Annotated in this window: 18 protein-coding genes; 9 read left to right on the forward strand and 9 right to left on the reverse strand. The window is 41.1% G+C overall.

Features of this window, described 5'->3' with window-relative positions; genetic code table 11:
* Positions 1 to 7 precede the first annotated feature (7 nt).
* The 8 genes from WKV44_03075 to WKV44_03110 all read left to right on the forward strand — a co-directional run bounded on the left by WKV44_03075 (position 8) and on the right by WKV44_03110 (position 8,409).
* Positions 8 to 1,456 (forward strand): GGDEF domain-containing phosphodiesterase, encoded by a 1,449-nt coding sequence (locus WKV44_03075; protein MEM5947519.1) that lies wholly within the window; start codon positions 8 to 10, stop codon positions 1,454 to 1,456.
* Positions 1,457 to 1,461: 5 nt separating this feature from the next.
* Positions 1,462 to 1,914 carry a hypothetical protein gene (locus WKV44_03080; protein MEM5947520.1) on the forward strand — a complete coding sequence of 151 codons (453 nt, stop codon included), beginning with the start codon at positions 1,462 to 1,464 and terminating at the stop codon, positions 1,912 to 1,914.
* Complete coding sequence (gene aroE / locus WKV44_03085; protein ID MEM5947521.1) at positions 1,914 to 3,374, forward strand: shikimate dehydrogenase; 1,461 nt, start codon at positions 1,914 to 1,916, stop codon at positions 3,372 to 3,374. The genes WKV44_03080 and aroE overlap by 1 nt, the downstream gene beginning before the upstream one ends.
* Positions 3,375 to 3,482: 108 nt before the next feature.
* Positions 3,483 to 4,670, forward strand: coding sequence for a saccharopine dehydrogenase family protein (locus tag WKV44_03090; GenBank protein ID MEM5947522.1), 1,188 nt, complete (start codon positions 3,483 to 3,485; stop codon positions 4,668 to 4,670).
* Between the two features lie 11 nt (positions 4,671 to 4,681).
* Entirely contained in the window at positions 4,682 to 5,833 is a 1,152-nt protein-coding gene (nspC, locus tag WKV44_03095) for a carboxynorspermidine decarboxylase (GenBank protein ID MEM5947523.1), read from the forward strand.
* Between the two features lie 68 nt (positions 5,834 to 5,901).
* Entirely contained in the window at positions 5,902 to 6,918 is a 1,017-nt protein-coding gene (speB, locus tag WKV44_03100) for an agmatinase (protein MEM5947524.1), read from the forward strand.
* A gap of 171 nt (positions 6,919 to 7,089) precedes the next feature.
* Positions 7,090 to 7,842, forward strand: coding sequence for a hypothetical protein (locus tag WKV44_03105; GenBank protein ID MEM5947525.1), 753 nt, complete (start codon positions 7,090 to 7,092; stop codon positions 7,840 to 7,842).
* Between the two features lie 72 nt (positions 7,843 to 7,914).
* A complete protein-coding gene (locus tag WKV44_03110) occupies positions 7,915 to 8,409 on the forward strand; it encodes a hypothetical protein (GenBank protein ID MEM5947526.1) in 495 nt (164 codons plus the stop codon).
* 147 nt (positions 8,410 to 8,556) lie between these two features.
* On the opposite strand, the gene WKV44_03115 is transcribed toward WKV44_03110, so the two are convergent.
* The 7 genes from WKV44_03115 to WKV44_03145 all read right to left on the reverse strand — a co-directional run bounded on the left by WKV44_03115 (position 8,557) and on the right by WKV44_03145 (position 16,601).
* A complete protein-coding gene (locus tag WKV44_03115) occupies positions 8,557 to 9,291 on the reverse strand; it encodes an ABC transporter permease (protein MEM5947527.1) in 735 nt (244 codons plus the stop codon).
* Positions 9,281 to 10,228 (reverse strand): ABC transporter ATP-binding protein, encoded by a 948-nt coding sequence (locus tag WKV44_03120; protein ID MEM5947528.1) that lies wholly within the window; start codon positions 10,226 to 10,228, stop codon positions 9,281 to 9,283. The genes WKV44_03115 and WKV44_03120 overlap by 11 nt, the downstream gene beginning before the upstream one ends.
* Complete coding sequence (locus WKV44_03125) at positions 10,221 to 11,381, reverse strand: ABC transporter permease (GenBank protein ID MEM5947529.1); 1,161 nt, start codon at positions 11,379 to 11,381, stop codon at positions 10,221 to 10,223. Before WKV44_03125 ends, WKV44_03120 begins: the two co-directional genes overlap by 8 nt.
* The gene (locus tag WKV44_03130) at positions 11,371 to 12,309 is read right to left on the reverse strand and encodes an ABC transporter substrate-binding protein (GenBank protein ID MEM5947530.1); all 939 of its coding nucleotides are present in this window, start codon (positions 12,307 to 12,309) and stop codon (positions 11,371 to 11,373) included. Before WKV44_03130 ends, WKV44_03125 begins: the two co-directional genes overlap by 11 nt.
* Before the next feature lie 195 nt (positions 12,310 to 12,504).
* A complete protein-coding gene (locus tag WKV44_03135) occupies positions 12,505 to 13,827 on the reverse strand; it encodes a folylpolyglutamate synthase/dihydrofolate synthase family protein (GenBank protein ID MEM5947531.1) in 1,323 nt (440 codons plus the stop codon).
* Positions 13,817 to 15,142, reverse strand: a complete 1,326-nt coding sequence (gene hisD, locus WKV44_03140) for a histidinol dehydrogenase (GenBank protein ID MEM5947532.1) — start codon at positions 15,140 to 15,142, stop codon at positions 13,817 to 13,819. Before hisD ends, WKV44_03135 begins: the two co-directional genes overlap by 11 nt.
* Before the next feature lie 217 nt (positions 15,143 to 15,359).
* Positions 15,360 to 16,601, reverse strand: coding sequence for an SLC13 family permease (locus WKV44_03145; protein MEM5947533.1), 1,242 nt, complete (start codon positions 16,599 to 16,601; stop codon positions 15,360 to 15,362).
* 107 nt (positions 16,602 to 16,708) lie between these two features.
* Between WKV44_03145 and WKV44_03150 the strand changes: the two genes are divergently transcribed.
* Positions 16,709 to 18,628: a methyltransferase domain-containing protein gene (locus tag WKV44_03150; GenBank protein MEM5947534.1), complete on the forward strand. Its 1,920-nt coding sequence runs from the start codon at positions 16,709 to 16,711 to the stop codon at positions 18,626 to 18,628.
* Between the two features lie 50 nt (positions 18,629 to 18,678).
* On the opposite strand, the gene WKV44_03155 is transcribed toward WKV44_03150, so the two are convergent.
* Complete coding sequence (locus tag WKV44_03155) at positions 18,679 to 20,331, reverse strand: SulP family inorganic anion transporter (protein ID MEM5947535.1); 1,653 nt, start codon at positions 20,329 to 20,331, stop codon at positions 18,679 to 18,681.
* A 150-nt stretch (positions 20,332 to 20,481) separates the two neighbouring features.
* The gene (locus WKV44_03160; protein MEM5947536.1) at positions 20,482 to 22,482 is read right to left on the reverse strand and encodes a hypothetical protein; all 2,001 of its coding nucleotides are present in this window, start codon (positions 22,480 to 22,482) and stop codon (positions 20,482 to 20,484) included.
* Positions 22,483 to 22,486: the final 4 nt, after the last annotated feature.

A 22,486-nucleotide genomic window follows, 5' to 3' on the forward strand; every position in this document is an offset into this window, starting at 1 on the left:
TTTTTCTATGAAGTTGAGTGAGCTTGAGTCCATATTTAAAGAATACGGTTTGCCTGATGATATCTCAAAAAAGGTTCTTTCTGCTTTTTTAAAGGCTAATGAGCTTAGGAAAGAATATGAAGAAAAGCTTGACCATTATAAAGAGATGGAGAGGCTGATAAATCTTAATCCAGATACTGGATTGCCTGTAAGACGCTACTTGGAAAAGAAGTTTTCCGACTTAAAAGCTGCTTCTGATTCTAGAGGGAAGAAGCTCGCTCTGTTCTTGATACGGCTTGACGATAAATATGCAAGAATACAGAATAATAGAGATCGCTCAAGGGTCCTGTTATTTAAGACTGCTCATAGAATCTTGCGTGTTACTGGAGGAGGACTTTACCAGGGGGATAGGCTGGATGAGTTTTTTCTTGCAAGGCATGTCTCTGATGCCCAGGAGGCTATAAAGATTGCTAATGAAATCGTAGAAGAGGTTTCTATGCCCCAGGAGCCTCCGGCAAGTGATGTGCAGTTTGGCTGTTATATCAGTATTGTGATTTATCCGGATCATGGCAATACTTTTCCTCTTCTCATAGAATTTTTGGCTATGGCTATGGCTGATATCTATTCTTCTGCAAGAAGGGTACTTTTATATGAGGATGAGATAGGCAGAAAGCATCTTGAAGAAGACCTTATACTGGACCAGGTAAAACAGGTTATAAGCAATGGCTTTGAAGAGTTTGATATGTATTATCAGCCTATTGTGGATGCTTCTTATCATATAACAGGTTGTGAGGCGCTTATTAGATGGAATAGTGCTGCCTTTGGTAATGTTAATCCTGCCAGGTTTATTCCTCTTGTTGAGCAGACAGGGGATATTACTGTTATCGGGCAATGGACTCTTTATCAGGCTTGCAAGCAACTAAAAAGATGGCATGATGATGGATATAGCGATCTGTTTGTATCCGTTAATTTGTCTCCTCCCCAGTTTAAACTGCATGATCTTACTTTTAGGGTTGCTGGTATTTTAAAATCTCTTGCCATTGATGGACGTTTCCTTAAGCTGGAGGTTACAGAGGGTGTCCTTATGGAAAATCCGGAGGAGGCTATTGCCAAGATGCAGGAGCTGAAATCTCTGGGGATAAAGTTTTCTATTGATGATTTTGGTACGGGATACTCTTCTCTTGCATATATTCAGCGTTTCCCTTTTGATACTGTCAAGATCGATCGTTCTTTTTTGGAGAACCTTGAAGTTGATCTTTCCCAGCAAAGCATTGTAAGGGCTGTTATTGGTATTGCAAGGTCTCTTAATCTTGTGAGCCTAGCGGAGGGGGTCGAGTCAAGAGGGCAGCTTGATTTTCTTATCAACGAGGGGTGTCAGCTTTTCCAGGGGTTTTATTTTTCCAAGCCGGTTTCTTCTGAGAAATTTGAGCTTTTGCTTAAGAAAGGCTTTTCTCATCTCAAGGATTCTGGTAATTAATATGTATGAAACGTCTGTTTGTTTTGTTTTGTGTGATTATCTTGAGTTTTCCTGTTTTTTCCGATGATGAGCTTTTTGACTATGTTTCTCTTATGGGGATGGATATTGCCTCTCTTATTGATACCTATGGTATCCCTTCTTCTGTATATTCTGTACGTGGGGCTGAGGAGTGGCAGGATGATGTCGTCTTTGACTATGGTGCTTTTGCCGTATTTTTATGGGACAATAGAGTTTGGCAGATTCTTTTTACGGATGATTTTGCGTATAAGGTAGAGGGGCTTGTACTAGGGATGAACTGGGATGAGGCCGTATCTTCTCTTTCTGCTTTTTCTCTTGTTTTTGAGGATGATGAGAAAAAGGTTTTTGTTCTTCCGCGATGGTCTTATCCTGTGAGGCTTGTAGTTATGAAGGAGAATGATGTGCTTTCTAAGATTTATGTATACAGGAGTGATTTTTGATGGCTGTCAATGTGGTTTTGTCTCTTACATCAGGTTCTGTTGGTGAAGCTCTTAGTCTTATTGATAGATATGCTTCTTATTGTCAGGGGATAGAGCTGCGTGCAGATTGTCTTGCTTCCCTGTCTTGCGAAGATATTTCTGCTGTATCTGCTAGAGCAAAAGAGCTTGGGCTTTTTTCTATTCTTACTCTAAGGCATGAGCGTGATGGTGGTTTTTTTCATGCATCCTACAAGGAGCATGATAGAGTACTCTCAGAACTGGTGTCCTGTTGCTCTTTTGATTTTGTGGATGTTGAGGAGTGGGCTTCTGATTCTATTGTTTCTCTAGCAAGGAGTAATGGCTCAAGGGTTATAAGATCGGCTCATTTTTTTTCTTCTATGCCTTCCGATATTGTTTCTTATGTGGAGGCTCTTGCTGCCATGGGTGATGTTCCTAAGCTGGCTTGTATGCTTTCTTCTTCTGCCGATTTTTCTTTTTTTACTGATTCGGCTATGCAGCTCAAGTCTTCTTTGTCTGGTGATTATATTCTTGTAGGTATGGGGGAGTACGGTTTCCCCTCCAGGGTTCTTGCTTCTATTATGGGGTCTTTTATAACTTTTTCTTCTGTCGGGACTGTTTCTGCTGCCCCCGGGCATGTGTCTCCTGATGTTCTTTATTCTCTTTATAGGGTTCCTTCCATAAATGAGGGGACTTCTATTTTTGGTATTATAGGTAATCCTGTTTTGCATTCTATGTCACCGGGGATTCATAATCCTATTTTTGCAGAAAAAGGTCTGGATGCTGTTTATATTCCTTTTTGTGTTGATTCTCTTGAGGAGTTTTTTTCTGTTGCGGACAGGCTAAATATAAAGGGTGTTTCTGTTACTATTCCTCACAAGCAGGCTGTTATACCTTTTCTTGATTCTTGTGCCGATGTTGTTTCTGCTGTGGGTGCTTGCAATACTGTTGTAAGACGCGGCAGTTCTTGGTGGGGGACTAATACGGATGTCTATGGTTTCTGGAGTCCTCTTGAAGATGTTCTAAGTGTTTCTACTCTTGCTTCTGGTCGTCGTGCTACTGTTATTGGTGCTGGTGGTGCTGCCAGGTCTGTTGTGTACGCGCTTGTAAAAAACGGCTTTGATGTGCTTATCTTAAACAGGACTGTTGAGAAGGCGGCTTCTCTTGCGGCTGATTTTTCATGTGAGTATGCTGCGCTTGATGAGTCTTCCTGCGCTCTTATTTCTTCTTATCGTTCTGTTATAGTGCAGACTACAAGTCTTGGTATGGGAAATAATTGTGTCAATCCGCTTGCTTTTTACGATTTGCAGGGGGATGAAATTTGTTATGATATTGTTTATATTCCCAAAATGACTCCTTTTCTTTCTTTTGCGGAGAAGAAAGGGTGCAGGATTATTACAGGAGATCTTATGCTTAAGGCTCAAGCTATTGAGCAGAGTCGGCTTTTCTGTGAGCTTGTGTAGTTTGCTGTTTTTGCCGCAGGCAGGCAGTGACAGCTTTTTGTATGTTTTTTGCTTTGTTGGGAGCTGGCACTGCCGTTCGGTTTATTTTATATCTTTACGGAGGTTTTTATGGCGAGGGTTCTTGTTATCGGTGCAGGTGGTGTGGGCAGGGTTACTGCTATTAAGTGTGCTCAGCGCGAGGATGTTTTTGATGAGGTTATGGTTGCCAGTAGGACGCTTGTACGCTGTGAGGAGATTGCTAAGGATGCGCCGAGGCCTATTTCTGTGGCTCAGGTTGATGCAGATTATCCGGAGAATGTTGTGGCTTTGATACGTGATTTTAGGCCGGATGTACTTATCAATGTTGCTCTGCCTTATCAGAATCTTGCTGTTATGAGGGCTTGTCTTGAGGAGGGGGTTGATTATATAGATACTGCGGCTTATGAGGCCAAGGATGCTACGGGTTTTACTTATAAGACGCAGATTTCCGAGTTTTCTGAGTCGTATGAGAAGGCTGGGCTTTCTGCTGTGCTTGGATGCGGATTTGATCCTGGGGTCACCAATGTGTGGGTGGCTTATGCTGCAAGGCATTTGCTTGATGAGATTGTTGAGCTTGATATTGTGGATGTCAATGCTGGTGATAATGGGCTGCCTTTTTCTACCAATTTTAATCCGGAGGTAAATATAAGAGAGGTTACTCTTCCTGCGCGTTATTGGGAGAATGGTTCTTTTAAGGAGGAACCTGCTTTTTCCACTAGGTGGGATTTTGAGTGTCCTGATAATCTGGGGGTGTATCCTGTATATAGAATGTATCATGAGGAACTTGAGCCTATTACTTGGCATTTTCCTTCCATTAAAAGGGCTACTTTCTGGATGAAGTTCTCCGATGTGTATATAGATACGCTGAGAGCGCTCGAGAGGTGTAATATGACGAGTATTGAGCCTGTTGATGTCGGTGGTGTTGCGATTTCTCCGCTTGATTTTCTCAAAAAGGTTTTGCCTGACCCTGGAGAGCTGGGACCCAAAACTGTTGGTAAGACCTGTATTGGTAATATCATGACAGGCTTTAAGGATGGAAAGAAAAAGCGTTATTTTATCTATAATATTTGCGACCATCAGGATGCCTATAAGGAAACGGGTGCACAGGCTGTGAGCTATACAGCAGGGGTTCCACCTGTTCTTGCTGCCGAGCTTATTGTAAAGGGTAAGTGGAAGCAGCCGGGTGTGTTTACTCCTGAGCAGCTTGATCCTGATCCTTTTATGGATGCCATTGGTGATTATGGACTTCCTTGGAAGTTGGTAGAGCTTGATTCTTAGGCGGTTTTCCTGTGGATTTTTTTAAGGGTTTTGATCCGTATTCTGTTCAAAGTCCATGTTTTGTTGTGGATACGGATGCTGTTGAATATAATTTGCGTATTCTGGATGATGTACAGAAAAGGAGTGGAGCTAAGATTTTGCTTGCACTCAAGGCCTTCTCCATGTGGCATATCGCTCCACTTATTTCTTCTTATCTTTGCGGGACATGTGCCTCCGGACTTTGGGAAGCAGAGCTTGGGAGAGAGGAGTTTGATGGTATAGTCTCAACATACTCCCCTGCCTATAAGGAGTCTGAGATTGTGCGGATTATGGAGCTTTCTGATCATGTCATATTTAACACGCCTTCCCAGTTTTTGCGCTTTAAGGATTATGCTAGCTCATCTTCTCATCCCGTTGAGCTGGGGCTGCGTGTTAATCCGGAGCAGTCGGAGGCTCCTGTTGCTATCTATGATCCGTCCGGGCCTTTCTCCAGACTGGGTACTGTCCTGTCCGAGTTTGACCCCTCTATTGTTGATGAGCTTGACGGTTTTCACTTTCATACTCTCTGCGAGCAGAATGCAGATGCTCTTGAACGTGTACTTAGGGCATTTGAAGAGCGGTTTGGAGAGTTTGTGTCGGGCAGAAAATGGGTCAACTGGGGCGGCGGTCACCATATAACGCGTGAGGATTATGATACAGAAAAACTAATAAACCTTGTATGCGACTTTATTGCGCGCTATGACGTGGATGTCTATCTTGAGCCTGGCGAGGCTGTTGCTCTGGGTACAGGGGTGCTTGTAGCCGAAGTCCTGGACATTGTACATAATGGGATGAACATAGCTATACTGGACACATCGGCTACGACTCACATGCCCGACGTACTTGAGATGCCCTACAGACCTCATATCTGGGATGCGGGTGAGGCCGGTGAGAAAGCATACACCTACAGACTGGGTGGCCCCTCGTGCCTTGCAGGAGATGTGATAGGCGACTATAGCTTTGACCGTCCTCTCAAGCCGGGAGATAGGCTGGTTTTTTCTGATATGGCACATTATACAATGGTAAAGACAACCACCTTTAATGGTGTAAAACTTCCCTCCATAGCTGTTTACAGCAGTACATCGAGAAAAGCAGAACATGTAAGACATTTTTATTACTCTGATTTTAAAAACAGACTTTCCTAAATTTTATATCGAACGTCGTGACCGCGCCCATACTGCAAAAAATGCAAGAAGCGCGGTCACTCCTGCCTTTGGCTTATACATGCAATTATACACTTAATCTTGGAGCTTTATGTATAGTAGAACAATCCCATAGTCCTGTTGGACTTGTATTGCTAATGATTGCTTCTTATTTTTTTTTTATTTTGCTAATATTTGATGAGACTATGTTTGCGAGGTTGGTTATGCCACATTTCCTTTACACTGAGACTGACAATGCGCCTATAGAAAAGGCTCTGTTTTCTGTTATCCCTGTGCCATACGAGAAGACTGTGTCTTACGGTGCAGGTACGGCTGCAGCTCCTGGTGCAATTATAGAGGCCTCTGGACAGCTGGAGGCCTGGGATGGCAGAAGTATCCCCTCTGATAGAGGTATAAACACTCAGGAAGAAGTAAGAGCCTCAGAACCGGAGGAGATGATAGAGCTTGTTTCTGAGAGGATAAAGCTATGCTTTTCTCACTCTTCCGTGCCTGTTGTCATAGGCGGTGAGCACAGTGTTTCCTGTGGAGTATGGAAGGCCATAGCAGAAACATATGGTGCAGGAGAGATTGGTATTGTGCAGATAGATGCTCATGCTGACCTCAGGGATTCTTATCAGGGAACCCGGTACAGCCATGCTTGTGCGATAAGAAGGGCTTGTGACTATGATTTTTCTGTCTATCAGGCTGGTGTAAGAAGCATTTCTTATGATGAGGTTCTGTTTAGAAAGTCTTATCCCAATATCAAGTGGGCTGATGCGCAGGATATAAGGAGGAAAAGAGCATCTCTTGATATTGATGAGCTTTTTCCTGATAAGGTGTATATTACGATAGATGTTGACGGATTTGATCCTTCTGTCTTTCGTGAAACAGGGACGCCAGAGCCGGGAGGGCTTATGTGGTACGAGGTCTTGTTTTTTATAGAGCGGATTGCAAGGAGCAGAGAGATTGTAGGCTTTGATGTAGTGGAGCTTGCACCTCACAGAGGAAGCCATGTGGAAGCTTTTGCCGCAGCAAGATTGATACATGATATCATGGGAATCATAGTGCGGAGTAAAAAAACGATATAACCATCGCAAGTGATATATCAAAAAAGATATAAAATCTTTTATTTCCTCTTGTTTTCTTTTTTGTATTATTTTATTTGTTTTTGATATAATAAAATATTTTGTATATTTTTTTTGTGCTTATGGCATGGTGTTTGCATATATATTTGTAAGATTTTTATGCGGAGGACTTTTATGAAGAAGATTATAAGTGTTGTTGTTGTTCTTTTTTTTGTATCCGCTGTTGTTTCTGCGGGGACATGGGGTGGTTTTGGCTATATGTTAGGCTATGCCGAGACCAATGATTTTTGGAACAATAAGGAGCTGCCTATCAATTCTCTGCTCCGTTCACACGGTTTTTCTGAGCTTTCCCCTCTTTCTTTCGGTTTTGGAGGTGGTGGTGGTAGTTTTATGGGTGACTATTATTTTGGTGGCTGGGGTGGAGGTAGTTTCTCTTTCGAATCTTCCAATACCTCCAGTAATATGACTTTTCAGAAACTGACTGGTGTCGGTGGCCTAGAGGGAGGTTTTATCTTCTCTGCCGGTTCTCTTGTTGTTATACCTACTATGTCTTTCTTATGGGGGTCTACTGAGTACAGCATTATGCAGGTTCCTACGGGTGTTGTTGATTTTGAAACTGCTCTCAGCAATCCAGGCTATAAGGTTGATATTGTATCGGATGATTTTGATATTGGTGCTGGTGTCAATATGTTGTTTAATGCTAACGGATTTATGGGGGTTATGGTCAAGGCAATGTATTTTTATAGAACTTGGGAAAACTGGTATGTACAGGGGACTGGTAGCAATTCTTATAGTATAAGCGGGGTTCCCAAGAGTTCTCCTCACAGGTTTTTTCTCGGGGTCGGGTTTGCTTTTGGCGGATTTCATACCGGAGATGATGACGTTGATAATCGTAATGTTGACAGTGCTTCTGATATTGGGCAATAACACTGTGTTTGGTTGCCGGTATTTTTTACGCTATACTTAGTTATTGCAGGCAGGTTTTTCCTGCCTGCTGTTATGGAGACTGTTGTGGATAAGTTGTGGCAGACTTTTCTTCTTGTTATAGGTATTGCCTCTCCTATGGACCATGTAGAGCTTTTTTCTCCTTCTGTTTTTTTTGTCGATGATGGTTTAAAAGTGGATGTTTCTGCAAAACATGTTCTCAATGATGAGATATATGAGCTTCTTGGGTCAGGGATTCCTGTTGATATAATAGGTGTTTTTATTGTGCGTGGTGGCAGAAAGGTGGTGTTTAACAGGGTGGTTTTTGTTGCTAAGATAAGGAAGGTCAGGGGTAAAATTTTTTTAAACGATGAGCCACTTGAGGGGCTTTCTTCTCTGGGGAGGGATTTTGAGAGGTTTGTGTTTTTTGCCCCTCTGGATGTATCTGTGCTCAGGGGTAAAAAGCTTGGTATGCGTTTTGAGCTTAAGCTTTATTCTTCTGTTTTTTCTGGTGTGAGGGACTTGTGGGGGAATAGCCCTCATATCGATTTTTCTGCTGTTGTTCCCTGATTTTTACTGCTAGATGGAGGTTGTTTATGGGCAGATTTTGTCTGCCCTCTTTTTGTTTTTTCTTTATTTTGCCGCAGGCAGGCAGTAGTGCGCTTTGCTTCTTTGTACTGCCCTATGTGTGCGCCTTCTGCCGTTCGGTATATTGTGTTATGGTTTTTGTGTTTTTTGCCTGCTTAGGAGTTCCAATATGCTGTCTGCAAAGAATGCAAGGATAGCGGAGAGGGATGCTCCTGTCAGTATCATTGCAAGGTTGTCACGGATCAGTCCTGCCATGATTATTACGCCAAGTCCTCCTGCGCCGATTACTGCGCCTAGGGTTGCTGTACCTATGTTTATTATGATGTTGGTTCTGATTCCGGCTGTGATTACGGGCCACGCAAGAGGTAGTTCTATTTTTATAAGTATTTGCGCATGAGTCATGCCCATGCCAAGAGCAGCTTCTTTTACGGTGGGGTCTATTGATTTTAGTCCGGATATTGTGTTGTTGAGTACGGGCATGATTCCGTAGAGTATGAGGGCTGTTATTGTAGGTAAAAATCCAAATCCCATAAGCGGCACTGCTATGCTGATTACAGCAACAGGTGGTATTGTCTGGAGTAGTGAGCTTAACGAGCTGAGCGCTGATTCCAGATATGTGTAGTTTTTTCTTGTTGCTACTATGCCTGCTAGTATTGCGAGGCTTATGGATATTATGCTGGATATTGCTACAAGTACGCTGTGCTCTGCAAGTAGTATCCATAGTTGTTGTCTGTCGTATATGAGGGGCTTATCAGTGAAGCCCAAGAATGTGAGTATGGCGGTAAGTGATTCTGGATGTGTGAGTGCTACTAGTATTGTTCCCAATAATATTGGAGATATTAGTTTCTTTGTGCTAGTTTGCATTGTTTTTTGCCAGTTCTCTTATGTCTGCCAGGCTAATTGTCCCTGCTGTTTTGCCTTCTGCGGTCTTTATGCGCAGCTTCTCTGTTCCTGATTTAAGCAGCAGGGCAAGAGCGTCTTTTATAGTGGCGGTTTCCTCTATTACCGGATATTGATTTTTATCTTCTGTGTGTTTTTTTGCTATTTCTTTTATGCTGTATCTGGCGAGTCTTTTTATGCTGCTGTCTGTGCCTATAAAATCCCTGATAAATGGGTTTTCTTCTTCTGTAAGAATTTCTTCTGTTTTCTTATGCATGATTAGTTTTCCACTTTCCATTATTGCTATGCTGTCCGCAAGGCTTATTGCTTCTTCCATGTCATGCGTAACAAAGACCACTGTTTTCTTGAGTTTCTTTTGTATCTCTAGAAACTCTGTCTGCAGCCTTGCTCTTGTTATAGGGTCTGTAGCACCAAATGGTTCGTCCATAAGTATTACGGGGGGATCTGCGGCCAGAGCTCGGGCTACACCTACTCTCTGTGCTTCTCCGCCGGAAAGCTGTGCAGGGTACTTGTGAGAGTAGGTTTCAGGCTTCAATCCTACTAGTGTGAGCATTTCTTCTGCCCTTTTTTTCTGTTTTTCTTTATCCCAGCCAAGTAGTCTGGGTACTGTGCATATGTTTTCTTCTACTGTCCAATGGGGAAAGAGCCCTGTGTTTTGTATCACATAGCCTATGCTCCTTCTTAGAGCTTCTGGCTGATAGTCTCGTATGTGTTTGCCATTATATAGAATATCTCCTTCATCCGGCTCTATTAGTCTGTTGAGCATTCTTATTGTTGTTGATTTCCCGCAGCCAGAGGGTCCTATTAATACTGTTATTTTCCCGTCTTCTATCATAAGATTCAGCGAATTAACTGCTGTTTTTTCTCCATATCTTTTTGTAAGCTCTATGCATTCAATCATTTGTGCTGCTCCTGTCCGTTTTCCTTAGTATAAATGCCCACAATTTGTCGGTTAGTATTGCCAGGGAAACTATAGGAAATACACCTAGTCCCACAAGGTCGTATGCGGATTGACCAAGTCCCATAAAGACAAAGCGTCCCAGTCCGCCTGCTCCTATAAGTGCTGCTATGGTGGTAAGTCCTACTGCCTGAACACTGCTTGTTCTTATCCCTGCCAGGACTATAGGCATGGCAACAGGAAGCTCTACCCATAAGAAAAGCTGTTTTTTGCTTAACCCCATACCACGTGCAGCCTCAAGAAGGGAGTTCTCCACTGTTGTAAGTCCTTCTGTCGTGTTGCGTACTATGGGCAGAAGTCCGTACAGTGTGAGAGCTATAAAGGCGGGAGCCGGTCCTATCCCCTTGATGCCAATCTGCCTCAATACGGGGAAAATATAGGAAAGCCACGCCAGAATGGGAATAAGAAAACCAAAGAGCGCAAGACTTGGGATTGTCTGGATACCTCCCGTTATGCTCATTATCCACGGCTTGGCTCCGTGTTTTTTGTAAGCTGCTATACCAAGAGGAAGCCCTATTGTTATGGCAAAAAAAGTAGAGCCAAAAGCCAGTCTAATATGCTCAAAAAAAGCCTGTAAAAAAACAGATGATTGCGAAAAATACTCGCGAACTATGCCTAAGTTGTTAAAAACTCCCATAAACCCTACTGCAAACACCCCTGCAAGCATAAAAGTAAATACCGTTTTTCTTACTAACCTGTATCCTCTGTAAAAAAGACTGGAAGAAAGCAAAAAAACTGACAGCAGAATAAAATAAAAACCCAAAGAGGGATTTATACGTGCTGGAGGAGCAGGATTAATTGTGTTATTTACTATAGCAAGCATTATCCATGGAATCTGGGCGAGAACAACAAGAATAATGGTTGCCAGTCTTATATTTACTTGCTGCTTTTTATATGGATAACACAACATCAGTGAGGTGAGAGCTGCAAAAACATACACTGTCCTAATAAAAAACGGTGTATCAATTGGATAGGGATTTACAACCCTGTTTTGGGAAAACATAAACACAGGCAGGATAAAACCGGCTAATGCCGAAATCCCGCCTGTGGCATATAATAGAAATTCTCTTTCTTTTATTGAGTAGCTATTTCTCACCCTTAAGGAAACCCTTCTCCTTGAGATACTTCTTTGCAACATCAGAGGGGCTCTTCCCCTCCACACTTATTTGAGAGTTGAGCGATTGAAGAGTAACCAAATCAAGGCTCTTAAAAACATGAGCAAGAATATCCTTTATCTCCGGATATTTTTTTAGAACATCCTCTCTTATAATTGGCGCCGGCTCGTAGACAGGCTGTACACCGCGGTTATCCTCAAGCACGACTAGCCCAAGTGCTGCAAGCTGCCCGTCCGTACCATAAGCCATAGCAGCATTAACTCCGTCCGTACCGTTGGCCGCAGCCTTCTCCGTTGTGGCAGTGTCTCCACCAGAAAGAATAAGAAGCTGCTCTTTAGAAAGCTTAAACCCATAAGCCTTTTCAAAAGCCGGCAGAGCATCTGGACGTGACACAAACTCCTCTGAGCCTGCAATCTTAAAAACACCCCCTGCATTGATATATTCTGCAAGGTCATCTAAGCTCACAAGATTACCACCAGCAAGGTCGCTCCGTACTGCAATAGCCCACGTATTATTTGCCGGTGCAGGCTCTAACCACACAATCTTGTTTGTCTCATAATCAAGCCTTTTAACCGTTTCATAAGCCTTTTTTCTATCCTTCCACACATCCTGTGGAGCATCCGGATAGAAAAAACCGCCATTACCTGTATACTCTGGATAAATATCTATCTCACCATTGATTATAGCTTTCCTTACGATATTAGTAGGTCCAAGCTGTACACTATTTTTTACTGTAAAATCATTATCCTCCAGCAAAAGCACAATCATAGAGCCAAGCAGAGCACCCTCCGTATCAATCTTAGAACCAACAGTTACAGACCCCTTTCCAAGAACCTTTCCACCCGAACAGGAAGAAAGAAGAAAAACAACAGCCAGAGCAACTATAACAACAGATTTAAAAAATCTCATAAATCCCCCATATATTATAACAATAGTAAGGAAAGTATAGTAAAACAAAAAAATAATTGCAAATTTTTACGGGAAAATAATTAAAACAGATCGAACAGCATAAGGCGCGCCTATGAAGTGCTTAAGAAAAGTATGGCGCACCTTATGCCTGCCTTCGGCACATAAAAGCAAAACAGCAAGAATCACTCTGGACTCTCACATATCCTTTGTCAAACCGATAATCTCCCCTGCAAGATAAAAAGACCCTGTTGAAAGTATGACCCCATCTTTACCTGCAAGCTCAAAAGCCCTTTTTAGAGCCTTAGCCTCATCTGGCCAAAGCTCCGCATCAAGCCCCATAGATAAGGCAAGCTCATACAGCCCCTCTGGAAAAGACGGTTTAAAAGTTCCCGCGCGGGTTATGACAAAACGTTTTGCAATACCAGAAAGAGTTTCAAGCATTGACTTGGCATCCTTATCTGCAGCACAGGCAAAAACCACAATGCAAGAAGAACGGCCATAATAATTTTCTACAGCTTTGGACACCATTCTTACAGAATCCGCAGTATGAGAACCATCAACATACAAATCCGGCTGTTTTTTTATAAGCTGCATTCTGCCCGGAAGCATAACAGACTCAAGGGCATAAGCTATAATAGATACATCTATGCCAGCAAAAAGCCTAGCCGCACTTGCCGCAAGTGCGGCATTCTCACCCATGACATCCAGCAGAGTATTAAGGCGACAGCTTGGCAGTCTGCCATCCTGCCAGTACAAATCAAGCTCAACACCATTATTTGTACTTTTTGTCTGATAAAAGCCATAAGCATCTCTGTCCCTGGAGGAAACAGTAAGACAATCACTTCCTGTCTCCCTTACCCGTTTTCTTATAACAGACAGGACAGACTCATTCTGATCTGCAACAAGCACCGGCACGGATTCCTTTATAATCCCTGCCTTCTCACCAGCAATAGCTTCTAACGTATCCCCCAGAAACATTGTATGCTCAAGCTCTATATGCGTGATAATGCAGCCCTTGGGAAGGACAACATTGGTAGCATCTAGCCTCCCCCCCATACCAGTCTCTACAACAGCCCAGTCACAGCCCATCTTGCGGAATATCAAAAAACCAAGCACAGTAAGAAGCTCAAAAGTACTTACCTCATCAAGCAGCCTTTTACCCTCAGAAGAGCCCTCAAGAGCCTTTCTCATTTCTGCTATAGCAGAAATATAAACCTCATCCGGCCAAAACTCTCCTGCCAGACTTATCCTTTCCTTATAAGAAACAAGATGAGGAGACATATACAGTCCGGTCTTATACCCTGCCTTCCTCAAAATAGAAGCAAGATAAAAGGCAGTAGACCCCTTACCCTTGGACCCAGCTATATGAACAACTTTAAAAGCACGCTCGGGATTATCAAAAAGAGTGCACAACCTGTGCACTCTTTCAAGTTTAAACTCCCGTACCTCTCCGGACCTTCTCTCAAAATTGGCAAAGGACTCGATATAAGAAAAAGCAGCATCAAGCTCAGAGCTCATATTTTCCTGTCTTATCCCTGTTTTTTAAAGCAGCGGCATGAGCCGGAAAATTCTCAAACTCCGCTAGCCTTATAACATCATCCCGTATGTTTTCAAAAGCCTCCTTGGATGCATAAACAACAGAAGAATACTTGATAAAATCACGCACAGATACGGGAGAATATAGTTTTGCCTTCCCTCCTGTAGGCAGCACAGCATTGGGACCCGTAGCATAATTGGCAATGCTAAAAGGTGTATTCTCGCCAAGCAAAATTTCACCTGCATTCTCTATCATAGACAGAGTAAAAAAAGGCTCCCGCGTATGCAGCATAAGATGCTCCGGTGCAAAATCATTGACAATGGCTGCAGCCTCTTCCATACTATCCGCGACAATAATCCCACCGTAACCTGCCATAACAGACCTGACAAACCCCTGTCTTGGTTCTGGCAGCCTTATAATACAATCCTCAAGATAAGAACGTACAGACTCGGCAAGAGAAACAGAATCCGTAACAAGAAGAGCAGAAGAGTCCGCACCATGCTCGGCCTCTATAAGCAAATCTATGGCCACCTTCCAAGCATCCGCAGAAGAATCGGCAAGAATAACAGACTCCGACGGACCGGCAGGAAGACCCGTATTTACAATATGCGACACAAGGTGCTTGGCAGCCGCAACATAAGCACTTCCCGGACCTGTAATCATAGAAACAGGTCTTATGGACTCTGTCCCGTATGCGAGAGCAGCTATAGCCTGAGAACCACCCATCTTATATACCTCATCCACACCGCACAGGTGTGCAGCATAAAGACAAGCAGGATTGATAGAACCGTCTGACTCTGGTGGACTTACCATCACAATACGCTTTACCCCCGCAAGCTTTGCAGGAACAGCAAGCATATAAACCATAGAAGGAAAACTTCCCCTGCCACGTGGAACATACAAACCGCAGGAATCTATAGGCATAGCCCTCTCACCTGCCACAAGCCCCGGTCTAACTTCAATCATTTCCATAGCAGAAGGAACCTGTGCAGCATGAAAAATGCGCACATTCTCAACAGCATTCTCAATCGCCCTCTTAAGAGACTTGTCAAGCTCTGCCTCTGCCCGTGAAAACTCCTCCTCGGATACACGCAGTCCATCAGGCTCAAGCTCTGCACCCTCAAACTCCCTCGTATAACGTAGAACAGCAGCATCACCCTCTAGTCGTACCGCCTCCACAATAGGTCTTACAGCCTCTATAGCAGAAGAAATATCCTCTTCCGAGCGTCTCAGAATCCGCCTGCGTCTTTCGGCATCAAGCTCAGACCATTTCCAGAAATTAATATTCACATCCATGCCTGCTATGCTATTACAAGATAAAACATAGGTCAATCTTGGAAACACACGGAAAATACCATAAAAAAATACCGAACGTCGGGATTGCGCCATGTTTGCCACGCTCTATTGTTTTTCTTCTGCCAAGAACAGCACGGCCGCGCAGCGAGCCGTGCGTTCGATATAAAAACATGGCGCAGCCCCTCCTGCCTCCGGCATAATGGTAAAATGATCATAATCAAAAGAAACAATAAATCCAGACGGTTCCTATAAAAGTTGTAAGAATTCCCAAAGGAAGTCCAACCTTTAGATGATCCATAAATCCAATTCCTCCTAGCTCTCTTGCTTTCTCTGCAACAATGACATTAGCAGCAGAACCCATGAGCACAAGGTTACCTGCAAAAGTGGATACAACAGCAAGAAGAACCCACAATGCATTAGAATCAGGCTGAGATAATAACTGGTCTTTTACTAGTATGATAAACGGTACATTTGATACAATATTGGAGCCTGCCAGAAATATTGTTGATATCTTTAACCATGAAAAAAAGTCAGTACTATTACCAACTATTATTGGAAAATGTGCAAACAGCCAATCCGGGGCACCGCTTCTATTAAAAGCCTCCACTACAATAAATAGCCCAGCAAAAAAAAGAAGCAAGGACCAGTCCATAGCCTCCCATATTTTATGGCTTTCCTTTTTATGGATTAACATAAGGATGACAAGCCCGGCAGGAGCAGTCCAAGCAAGTTCTGCACCAGCAATATATGCTATGCTCATTACAATAATAATGCCAATAGTTACGATATATCCTTTTTTATTGGAAAACTGTACAGACATCTTATGTCCTCTGAGAATGGAAAAGCCTACAAGATCCTTTCTAAAAGCAAAAACTAGCAATATATTGTTTATAATAAGAGCTATTGCTGCAATAGGGGCACCAACAAAAAGATATTCTTTATAACTAATATTGCTCAGAACACCCACAAGCATATTTTGAGGATTGCCTACAAGAGTGGCAACACTACCGGTATTGGCAGAAGTAGCAAGAGCAAGAAGAAAAGGTAGAGGCGGGAGATTATGTTTTTTTATTAGCTTTATAACCAGTGGAGTCCCAAGAAGGCATACCGCATCATTTGTTATAAAAGCACTAAGAATACCAGAACCCCATATTATTGCAGATATAAGCCATACTCTGTTAGAAAAGCGGGAAGTAAGAAAAGATTCCAAATTATCAAAAAAACCATCTATAGCAAGAAAAGCCCCTATGCCCATAACACCAAAGAGAAGCAGTATAGTTTCTCCGTTTACAGCAGCCAGGGCTTCTTTTGTGTTAAGGACCCCAAAACCTACGACAGCAATTGCACCCAATAGAACGGCTGCAGGCCTGTCAAGTTTTAACCACGATAATCTTCTAAAAGATATTAAAACATATGTCAGGAAAAAAATTATAATGCCAATCCAGTTAATATTTTCCATAAAAATAATCTCCACCATGTAGTTAGTATCTAGATGTTATTTAAATAAAGGTATATATAGCATATTTGAAAGACCTATGTAATTGTTTATTTAATTTAGGACTAAAAATGAAAACAGAAAACAATCAAAAAAAGAAAACAAGAGTCTCACATAAAGCACAAAACTGTCTGGGACCTATTGATGACCTTAGGGCATATCTCAATCCGGATTGGTGGAGATCTCTTTTTGGAAGTCTTTATCTAAAAACCGATGGAGATGTTGTATGTGATGAAAACATAACCAAAAGAGAAGTGGATGTATTTTCTTCTATTATACCTGAGGATAAACGTAAAAATATTCTGGATATATGTTGTGGACAGGGGCGACATTGTCTTGAATTTTCCAGGAGAGGTTTTGAAAATGTAAATGGAATTGATCGCTCAAGATATCTTATAAAAAGAGCAAAAGCAAATGCAGAGAAAGAAAATCTACAAGTCTATTTTAGAGAAGGTGATGCTAGGAAGTTACCATACAGAGCTGATTCCTTTGATGTTGTAACAATACTCGGTAACAGTTTTGGTTATTTTGAGAGCGAAGAAGAAGATCTTGAAGTTCTTAGACAAGCATTTAAAGTTCTAAAACCGCAAGGTATATTTATTCTTGACGTTGCAGATGGAGAATATATAGCAAAGAATTATGAACAAAGATCGTGGGAGTGGATTGATAAAAAAATGTTTGTATGCAGAGAGCGTGTACTTGATTCTGATAAAAGTAGATTGATATGCAGAGAAGTTATAACAAATGTAGAAAAAGGTGTAATTGCGGATCAGGTCTATTCAGAGAGATTATATACAGCAGAAAAACTCATCGATTTATTAAAGAAAAGTGGATTTTCAAATATAGAATTAATAGAAAATCTTGATACTTCTTCTGCAAGGAACCAAGATCTAGGCATGATGGCTAGAAGATTGATAATAAGAGCCATATCTAATAAAGAATGGACTCCTGTAAGAAGGAAACAGAAAAAATCTATTCTTATACCTGTATTATTGGGAGACCCCAGAAAAACAGATATAATAAAGCCTGATCATGTTTTTGATGAAGATGATATAAAAACCATAGAGGAATTAAAGAAGGCTCTTTCTGATTTTAACGGCAGAGATTTTGTATTTATAGATGACCATGAAAAAATGTTTCAGAATCTGATAAAGATGAAACCTAATATAGGCTATGTCTTTAACCTTTGTGATGAGGGTTTTCATAATGATCCTTTTAAAGAATTGCATGTGCCTGCCATGCTGGAGGCTCTTGATATTCCATATACAGGTTCTCCTCCACACACACTTGCTATATGTTATGACAAATCCATAATAAGAGGTATAGCAAGAGATATGGGAATCCCCATAGCAGATGGGTATGTAATCCCTGCTGGAATAGTAGAAATAGGACTTGATATCTCCTATCCAATAATAATAAAACCCAATTATGGAGATTCCAGTTTTGGAATCTGGTCAGACAGTGTTGTCAACAATGAGAAAGACTTATTATCGGTTGTCCATAAAATAAGAAAGGAATTTGGTTACGACAAACCGCTTCTTCTTGAGGAATTCTTACCTGGAAAAGATCTTACTATCGGGATAATAGGGCAATATGACGGTGAGTATAGGATACTCCCAATAATAGAGGAGGATTATTCTGCTGTTCCAGAGCATTTACCTAGGGTCTGTGGCTATGAAGCAAAATGGTGTCCTGATTCTCCGTATTGGAAAATAAAAAGTAAGAAGGCAGAATTGCCAAGTGAAATAGAAGAGATGATAGTAGAATGGAGTCTTTTATTATCGCGCAGGGTAATGATAAGGGATTATGTGAGGCTAGATTGGAGATTGGACAGCAATGGACTTCCTAGACTACTTGAAATCAATCCCAATCCAGGATGGTGCTGGGACGGCCATCTCGCAAAAGCTGCTGCAATAGACGGACTCTCATACTCTGATATGCTAAAGGCTATTCTTAGATCTGCAGAAGCCCGCATAGGAATTTTAAAATAACTGATATGTCACATAGGAAGTTATCCTTCCTATGTGACAGAATTATATCATTAGTTCTCTATATCGACGAGGATTTCTTGTGCTTTCTTTACAGCCTCGCTAAAATTCTCTGCAATATGTGATTCATCTATTAAACTTTTTGTAAGACCATATTCGATTATGCTTTTCCTTACCTTTTGATTTATTCCTGAGAGGATAACGACAATTTTTTCCATCTTTAGGACTTTTAAAGCTTTTTCTAGATTGTGTAAACCTGTCGTATCAATAAAAGATACATGTCTCATCCTAATTATAAGTACTCTGCATTTTAACCCTATTTCTTGGATTGTCTCTGAATATTGTCTTGCCGAGGCAAAGAAAAAAGGTCCACTTATTTCATATACACTTATACCTTGAGGAAGGGAAGAATAGCTCTCAATTATATCGGAGTCGATTATCGGCTCTATTTGCTTTTCGCTTATGTCTGCCATTCTTTTCATAAATATCAGGGCTGATAGTATTATCCCTGTTTGAATTGCCAATGATAGATCAAACAATATTGTAATAAAAAAGGTGGTAAGGAGAATTAGAGAATCATAAGCGGGCCCCTTAAGTATTGAAACGAAGGATTTCCATTCGCTCATATTGTAGGCCACAACCATGAGTATCCCCGCAAGACAGGACATAGGTATCAATTTTGCATAATCACCAAATAAAAGCATTATAATAAGAAGGACTATAGAATGTACCATGCCTGATATAGGAGTACGCCCCCCATTCTTTATGTTTGTTGCTGTTCTTGCTATTGCTCCTGTTGCTGGTATACCGCCCAAAAGTGGTGTTACTATGTTTGCTATTCCTTGAGCAATCAGTTCTGTATTTGATCTATGTCTGCCGCTTATCATTCCATCTGCAACTACTGCGGAAAGCAAAGATTCTATTGCGCCAAGAAGAGCAATAGTTATTGCTGGACCTATAAAATTGTGTATTTCTATAAAGTTTATATGTGGGATGGTTAATTGGATGTTTTTAGGAATGGAGCCAAAGAATGTCTCTATAGTTGGCACATTGATTTTGAATAAACTTACAAATGGTGTTATTGTAATTATTGCTATAAAAGAGCCGGGGATCTTCTTTATAAGTTTGTTTGATATGGTTACTATTATTATAGTTGTTATTGTTATTATCAGAGAATACAAGTTTATTTTATCAAGATTGGCGAGGTAAGTTTTCCATTTGCCGTAAAAATCAGAGGGTACTTGTGATAAAGTAAGTCCCAACGCATCTCGTATCTGAGTTGAGAATATTATTATTGCTATTGCGCTTGTAAATCCTACTACAAGAGGATAAGGAAAATATTTTAATAGAGAACCTAGTTTAAGGACTCCAAAGAGAATCAAGAATATGCCTGCAATAATTGTTGATATTATTAAGCCTTCTATTCCATATTTTTGTGCTATGTTTGCTACTATTATTACAAAAGCTCCTGTAGGCCCTCCTATCTGAACCCTGCTGCCTCCCAAAAGAGATATTATGAAACCCGCTATAATCGCTGTTATTAGTCCTTTTTCTGGAGATAAACCGGAAGCAACTGCAAAGGCTATAGCAAGAGGTAGGGCAACAATCCCTACTACTATTCCTGCAAATATATCAGTGATGACTTGTCTTTTCTGTATTCCATTTTTTAACAGAGTAAAAAATTTGGGTTTAAATATTACATCCATAATTACCTCTCACATTATAAAATGAAAATATTTAACTTTTTTATAATATGCAATAACTATTTACAACAAAATAGCAAATATTTTTTATACTACAGATATGATTTTGATGAGGCATTTTTTTATCTGATTGTTCTGCTGCGTTCTGTTTTTTTACCTTCCCAGAAGACTGTTGGCTGCATCCTTAATGCTCTGACTTGCTTTATCTGCTTTTTCCTTGATGGTATCCGTTGCCTCTTCTGTACTTTGCCTGAGCCTGTCTTCTAGCACTTTTTTTCTATTATCCAGCTCTTGTTTTACGCTATCCAGCCTCTCTTTATAACCGGGAAAATCCCCGATAATACTGGAAACATAATTTTTTGTATCCTCGCCTGCAATATTGATTATGAGTTTATCCAGCTCCTCAGACAGCTTTCTCTTTATATCCTTATTGCTTGTAAGAGATGAAAGAAAAGAGGAATCAGAAATAATATCCCAGATATCTGATTCTATGGAGAAATCCTGGTACAACCTGTTCTTTTTGTAACTTACATTAAAAACAGGTGCTCTATTACTGTTTTCTATGGCGTCTATTATTGCAGAAAGTATTCCTCCCTGTTTAGAAGAAAGCTTTTTTGTCGATATGTCCCCTGTGATACGAACCTCTTCTGCATTTCCTTCCATATATAAGTCCGCGTCGATATCAGCAGAAAGAGTCGGTGTATTAGTAGGCATGTTTTTTATGCTAAACTCGGCTGTATAATTGTAACCTATATCATCTATCCTTATCTCTGCATAAACGCGGGCATCAAAATCTCCGGAAAAAGATAAGTCCAGACTTGCAGGTTTTGCTATAAGGACAGGCTCACTGGAAATGTTTTTTATGCTAAGCTTAAGTCTGCCTGTATCAAAATCAGCAGAGCCCTGCGCTAGCCTTAGTAGAAAATCCGGCATTCTTGCAGATGGGAAGTCTACGACTCTGCCCTTATATTTATTCCTGTTTTCTTTTGCTTTTCCAGGTTTTTTCTTTATGCCGGATACAAGGCTCAAAAACCTCTGTCCGTATCTTAGATACTCTGCCGCTTTATCGGAAAGCATCCCGTAAAAAACAGGTTCAAAAAAGTCCCTTGCGCCTCCGCCTTCTATATCAAAAGCGGACACAAGAAAATTTTTATCCTTATCCGCAGCTATTGCAAGTTCTCCGGATAATTGTGTCACAGTATCCGCTTGGGCTTTTATTTCTCTATAAGATTTATCATATGTGTTGTATAAAGATTGCGTTTCTTTGCCAAGCTCAGATATCGTTTTAAGCTCTGCTGGTATATCCTGTATTTTTATTGTATTTATGTCTTTCTCTAATATCTTGCCGGTTTTATTCTCAATATCCATTATTTTAGCTTCCAGTTCTCTTGTTTTCTTTTCCGTAAGCTTGGACAGCTTTTCTTTTTCTGTTTTAAGCTCTTCTGCTTTTTTTATGCTTATAAGCTGTTCTTTTTTGCGTTTTATTATCTTATCCGGATCAAAAGTTATGAAACTCGGCTCCTTCTGTCTGTTTTCTGTGCCAACTGATTCTTGTATATCCAAAGGAAGCTCTTTCTTTTCTGTATCATGTAAAGCTGTTGACTCTTTTCTTGGAGTGTCAAAAAACAGTTTATCCCAGCCAAGATTCTGTATAACAAGTTTTCCTCTTAGAGCATTTACCATATCAACATTCAGCCTTACACCATATAACTCAAAGAGGTTTTTACCCATTTTCTCTTTGTCCCCAACAGCAACATGACCTATATCAACCGAGCCGGAAAAAAGCCCTATTCTCATGCCTTCCACATCAGCGTCAGCAGAAAAAGCCGCTGATAAAGCTTGCTCTGTAAGCTTCTCTGCATAGAGATTAAGTAAAAAAATAGAAAACACCAGAGCAAAAGCCAGTAAAATGGAAATAACAACAATAGGCACTAGATTTACAATCCCGCGATTGGACTTTATCTCCTTTGCAAGCCTGTTAAACCGCCTTATATCATCCTTGTCTAGATCTTGCCGCACTACAAAACCACCCTCACTCTCTACAAAGCACGACCTGAAAAAATCCCTGTCCTTATCTATCTCAAGAAAGCGTAAAAACTTTTTCTGCAGAACCTCTACTTTCAGAGGCTTTTTAAAACCCTTGATCCTTGTCACACAC

The sequence above is a fragment of the Spirochaetia bacterium 38H-sp genome (assembly GCA_039023545.1).
Lineage (GTDB): Bacteria > Spirochaetota > Spirochaetia > Winmispirales > Winmispiraceae > Rarispira > Rarispira pelagica.